6 protein-coding genes are annotated in these 5,331 nt (G+C 42.2%); 1 reads left to right on the top strand and 5 read right to left on the bottom strand.

All coding sequences use genetic code 11. From position 1 onward, the window contains the following. The 3 genes from murB to budA all read right to left on the bottom strand — a co-directional run. Window positions 1–779: UDP-N-acetylmuramate dehydrogenase (gene murB, locus ACLNCN_RS03080; protein ID WP_424844589.1), on the bottom strand; the 779-nt coding region annotated here is incomplete at its 3' end. 112 nt (window positions 780–891) lie between these two features. After that, window positions 892–1,644 carry a YhfC family intramembrane metalloprotease gene (locus ACLNCN_RS03075; protein WP_049488626.1) on the bottom strand — a complete coding sequence of 251 codons (753 nt, stop codon included), beginning with the start codon at window positions 1,642–1,644 and terminating at the stop codon, window positions 892–894. Window positions 1,645–1,653: 9 nt separating this feature from the next. After that, window positions 1,654–2,385, bottom strand: coding sequence for an acetolactate decarboxylase (gene budA / locus ACLNCN_RS03070; protein WP_000360315.1), 732 nt, complete (start codon window positions 2,383–2,385; stop codon window positions 1,654–1,656). 338 nt (window positions 2,386–2,723) lie between these two features. Here budA and ACLNCN_RS03065 point away from each other — a divergent pair, with 338 nt between their 5' ends. Next, window positions 2,724–3,995, top strand: a complete 1,272-nt coding sequence (locus tag ACLNCN_RS03065) for a PLP-dependent aminotransferase family protein (RefSeq protein ID WP_424844588.1) — start codon at window positions 2,724–2,726, stop codon at window positions 3,993–3,995. 19 nt (window positions 3,996–4,014) lie between these two features. Here ACLNCN_RS03065 and ACLNCN_RS03060 read toward each other — a convergent pair whose 3' ends face one another. Together ACLNCN_RS03060 and ACLNCN_RS03055 are read right to left on the bottom strand one after the other, a co-directional pair. Next, window positions 4,015–4,830 (bottom strand): ABC transporter substrate-binding protein, encoded by an 816-nt coding sequence (locus ACLNCN_RS03060; protein WP_424844587.1) that lies wholly within the window; start codon window positions 4,828–4,830, stop codon window positions 4,015–4,017. Window positions 4,831–4,987: 157 nt separating this feature from the next. Then, window positions 4,988–5,331 (bottom strand): PhoU domain-containing protein (locus ACLNCN_RS03055; RefSeq protein WP_424844586.1); only part of this gene is annotated, 344 nt, incomplete at its 5' end.

The raw sequence follows: 5,331 nt of genomic DNA, 5'->3' as shown, positions 1-5,331 counted from the left end.
ATAAAACCTGCGTGTTTTTCTGAGACTTCTACTCCACCAATACGATAGCCTTTCAAGCCAGCTTCTGAAATTAATTGACCTGCAAAATGCCCTACTGGACGCTTAAAGACCGAACCACAAGATGGATATTCTAAAGGTTGCTTGAGTTCACGTAGATGCGTCAAGCGATCCATTTCTTGCTTGATAACCTGATGGTTTCCTGGAGCAAGGGAAAATTTAGCTGACAAGACAACTGCACCAGACTCCTGAATGGCTGAATGGCGATACCCGAAAGCCAAGTCCTGGGCAGACAGGGTCTCGATTTCTCCATCCTTGGTCAAGACCTTACAAGACTGTAAGATAAGGGAAATCTCGCCACCATAGGCACCCGCATTCATAAAGACAGCACCACCGACACTTCCAGGAATACCACAAGCAAACTCAAAGCCAGTCAAACTATGACGAAGGGCAATGCGAGTTGTTTCAATCAGGTTAGCACCAGCTTCAGCTTCAATGGTATAGCCATCAACGGAAACATTATTGAGCTTGTCACACAAGATGACAAATCCACGAATCCCACCATCACGAACGATGATGTTGCTGGCATTTCCAAGAACCATCCAAGGGATATTTTCTCGATTGGCAAATTTAACAACGCGAGCCAACTCAAAACGATTTCGTGGAAAGACCAAATAATCGGCCTCTCCACCTACTTTTGTATAACTATAGCTATGCAAGGGTTCTTTAAAACGGATATCAATCCCTTCTAAGATTTCCAGCATTTTTTCTTTTACTGACATGACACTCTTCCTTTTACAAAATTCATTCCATTATACCATTTTTAAGACCATTTGACGACCCTAAAAAAATCTTGGACTTATTTTAAACAAAAAAGAGGTTTCCCCCTTTTTCTTATGATTTTTTGCAAAAGATAGCCTTGGTTCCATAGGCAACTAGGATCAGTTCAACTAGTAGAATGACTTCAACTAAGACTGGACTTGTAAGCCAGCCAACTTGGGCTAGAGATGGTGCCAGGTCAAAGAAGGCATGTAGGCCATAGGCTGCTAGGAGATAAATCCATTTCTTCTGGCGAACAGCTTGGTAAACCCAAACAGTCAAAAGCAATTGGAAACCTAGAGCCAAAATTCGCTCAAAACCAAGCAAATAAATCTGCCAGACAGAAAGTGACTGAATGGTTTTTAACATATTTTCAGACAGCAATTGCATGACCTGTGGATTCTGAGTTTGAACTGCTGAGAGAACGATGTAGAGATTAATCAAACTAGTAAGACCTAGGAAAATCAACTCCAAGCCACCATGCCCCAATCCATAAGCCAAGGCATCTGCCTTTTCCAAACTTCTCTTTTTCTCCAACCATTTGAAGAAAATAAGACGAGCAGTTTCCTCAAAAAATGCTGCCATGGCTAGGCCATAGATGATATAGACAAGCGGATGGTCTCGCAAGAGGGCAATACTACCGTCTTTTTGAGGATGTAAAACCAAGATATGCACCAGTTTTTCTAAAATCTGTGAAGAGACAAAGAAGGCAACAGCCCCCAAGCCCAAGACAGCTAGATTAATCTGGTGTTTCTTTTTGGCATACCAAATGCTTCCTATCAAGAAAGCCAGCAACAGCAACATGGTAATAATGATATGAATGGTCATTTTCTTCTCCTATTCCGCCTTTTCAATATCTTTTTTCATCTCGTCAACATTGAACTTAGCAAACAAGTATTGACGATCTTGGACTGGAAAACGTTGGTCCAACTGGTCAACCGCTCCCACCTCGATAATCCCTTCCTTGATGACAAAGTCCATGACATGCCCACCGAAGGTCAAGTCATCTGAGATGAAGTGCAGATGGTAGCCTGCCACACTAACTCCATGGAAAATCTCTGGCGTCCAGAAACCAACGATGGTTCCCACCACATTGTCACGACGATATTCAGGTTGATGGGTTGCGACATCAGCAAACTTGGTCTCTGGTGTCGACTTGGGAATCATACGCACATGCATATGTGAAAATTCCCCACGAATCTTGATAGAGCGGAAAAGATTTTCCCCGTCATAATAAGACTCGATTCGCTCTTCCAATTCCTTGTCTGTCATCTCAAACCGCTGGCGGAAAATGACCTCTGCTTGATGCGGTACTACTGCTGCATAAGGAATGAGAGCATCTGGTGATACTTCTACAATTTCTGGTTGCTCTCCTGATCCTTTGGCCTGATAAGCCTTGCCATCCAAGACAATCAATTCCCCATCAATGGAATCCAAGGTTCCCAAACCAAGGTCACCATGCTCTAGCAATTCTCCTACTGTCATGGTACCACCATAAAGGCCAGCCATCAAGGCTCCAAGGGTATTGTATTGAAATAATTTCACTGGTTCCTGCACGTTCTTATCCATTCTCTTTCTTCTCTGTTATACTCAATGAAAATCAAAAAGCAAACTAGGAAGCGAGCCGCAGGTTGCTCAAAGCACTGCTTTGAGGTTGTAGATAAGACTGACGAAGTCAGCTCAAAACACTGTTTTGAGGTTGTGGATAGAACTGACGAAGTCAGTACCCATATCTACGGCAAGGCGAAGCTGACGTGGTTTGAAGAGATTTTCGAAGAGTATTATTCTATAAATCTTACTCCTAAGTATACCACATTTGCCCCTAGATGTGAACGAGAGAAACACCCTAGACATTGCCAAGAAGGAAAAAAAAGGGTACAATGTAACAAAATCAAGGGAGGTCTGGAATGAAGAAACAAAGCAAGTACCAAGAGGTTGTTTCCTATCTGAAAAACGGTATCGAGTCTGGACGTTTTCCAACGGGTAGTCGCCTGCCTTCTATCCGTCAACTGAGCCTTGACTTTCACTGTAGCAAGGACACCATTCAACGAGCCCTGCTGGAATTACGGCACGAACAATACCTCTATGCCAAGCCCCAGAGTGGTTACTATGTCCTAGAACAAGGGCAACACCAGGATCTAGAAATCGAAGTCACTGACGAACATGCCAGTGCCTATGACGATTTCCGACTCTGTATCAATGAAACCTTGATTGGTCGGGAAAACTACCTCTTCAACTACTATGACAACCAAGAAGGATTAGAAGACTTAAGACAATCTATTCACAAACTCCTCTTTGACCAAGCTCTCTACTGCAAGGCTGATCAACTGGTACTGACTTCTGGAACTCAGCAAGCCTTGTTTATCCTTTCTCAAATTTCCTTCCCTAGTCAAGCTAAGGAAATCTTGGTGGAACAGCCGACCTACCATCGAATGAATCGCCTCTTGATTGCTCAAGGTCTGGACTATCAAACGATTGAACGAGGCATTGATGGAATTGACTTGGAAGAGCTGGAGCGACACTTCAAGACAGGAAAAATTAAGTTTTTCTATACCATTCCTCGATTTCACTATCCTCTGGGGCATTCCTATTCAGAGCAGGACAAACGGGCTATTCTTGACTTAGCTGCCAAGTATGGTGTCTATATCGTAGAGGACGACTATTTGGGGGATTTGGACTCTAAAAAGGGCCAGACCTTCCACTATCTAGATACAGAGGAGCGCGTCATTTATATCAAGTCCTTCTCAACCAGCCTCTTTCCAGCCCTGCGGATTACAGCACTCATCCTTCCAAATGCTATCAAAGAAGCCTTTGTGGCCTACAAAAATATCCTAGATTACGACAGCAACCTCATCATGCAAAAGGCCCTGTCACTCTATATTGATAGTCAACTGTTTGAGAAAAACCGGCTAGCTCGCTTGTCCAATCAGGAAGACTACCAAAAACAACTCGAGGAAAGACTAGCCAACACTCCTTGTCCCCTTCCTCATTTTCCCCTACATGATGGTTTATTACTAGATCTGAGACAGTACCCTAAAATCGCCAGTCTCAAACACAGCCAACTGAGCTTAAACTTCTTTGAAGAAGCTTACTTGGATGCTTGTCCTTATCAATTTGCCAAGGTATCCTTAGAAAATCTAGAAAAGGTTTTAAACTATTTAAAAGCAGAATTGGATTGACTTCCAACTCTGCTTTTTCTTATTCTTCAACTTCTGTTAAGCTTGCCGCTTTTTCAAGATATTTTTGGTAGGTACCGTCATCCTTGAGTTTTTGGATGACCTTGTCCACCACTTCTTTCAAATCAGCACTATTTTTTCTAAGAGCAACGGCATTGGCTTCGCCATCCTTCATCTTCAAGCTGACAGTTGCAACAGCTAGGTCCGCATTTTTAGCAGCATAGCTAAGAGCAACAGGCTCATCCATGTGAACAGCATCTACTTTTCCAGCCTGCAATTCATTAACTGCTTCACCCATATTGGTTAGGGATGTCAATTGAGCTTTTGGCAATTGTTCCTTGACCATAGCTTCTGGAACAGTCCCTTTTTGGGCTGCAATATTCGCACTTTCTAAGCTAGTTAAATCCTTGTATTTTTCTACATCAGCCTTACGAACCAAGAAACTAATCTTGTTTTCATAGTAAGGGATTGAAAAATCAAAGACTTCTTTTCTCTCGTCAGTAGCGCTAATTCCCGCAACCGCTAGATCAGCCTTACCTGTTTGAAGACTGGTCAAGACATTGTCAAAACTCATGCTTGAAATTTCCAACTTCACCCCAAGTTCATCAGCGATAGCTTGAGCCATGTCAATATCCGCACCGACTACCTGGTTTTTCCCGTCAACCAAAGATTGGAATTCAAAGGGTGCATAGTCAGGACTGGTCGCCACAACTAATTTCCCCTTTTGCTTAATGGCCTCAACAGCTGACTGAGAACCATTCGAACCTGACTGGCAAGCTACTAAGAGGAAACTTGCAAGAAAGCTACATAAAACAAATATCCATTTTTTTGATTTCATAAATAAACAACCTCTCTGTTAATTTTGTATAATTATAACGCTATCCAAGATACTTGTCAAGTGTTTTTTGAATTTTTATCTTAAAAATATTTTTTTCATTCAATAAAAGGAGCTATCTATTGATTTCCAGCTCCTTTTTATACAGAATGAATCTATTTTATAGTTCGACAATCTTACCTGTTTCAAAGTAAACAACCCATTCACAGATATTTTTTGCATAGTCTCCAATACGTTCCAAGAAGGCAATCACTTGGAAGTAATCACGTCCTGTAACGATAGCATCTGGATTTTTCTTGATTTCTTCCGTAGCCAACTCACGAATGCTATCAAAGTAATGGTTGATTTTTTCATCCATAGCTGCTACTTCATAGGCCTGGTCCACTGAACCATTCAGATAGAGTTCAAGGGCTGCTTCGACGAAATTCTTGACATCGCGACCCATTCTCCTGATTTCTTCTTCAACAGCTGGGATACGTTGTTCCCCCTTCATACGAATGGCTG

This window comes from Streptococcus sp. CL8.13 (assembly GCF_049737895.1).
The sequence above is the reverse complement of the archived record's forward strand: the minus strand, read 5'-3'. Positions and strand labels throughout refer to the sequence as shown.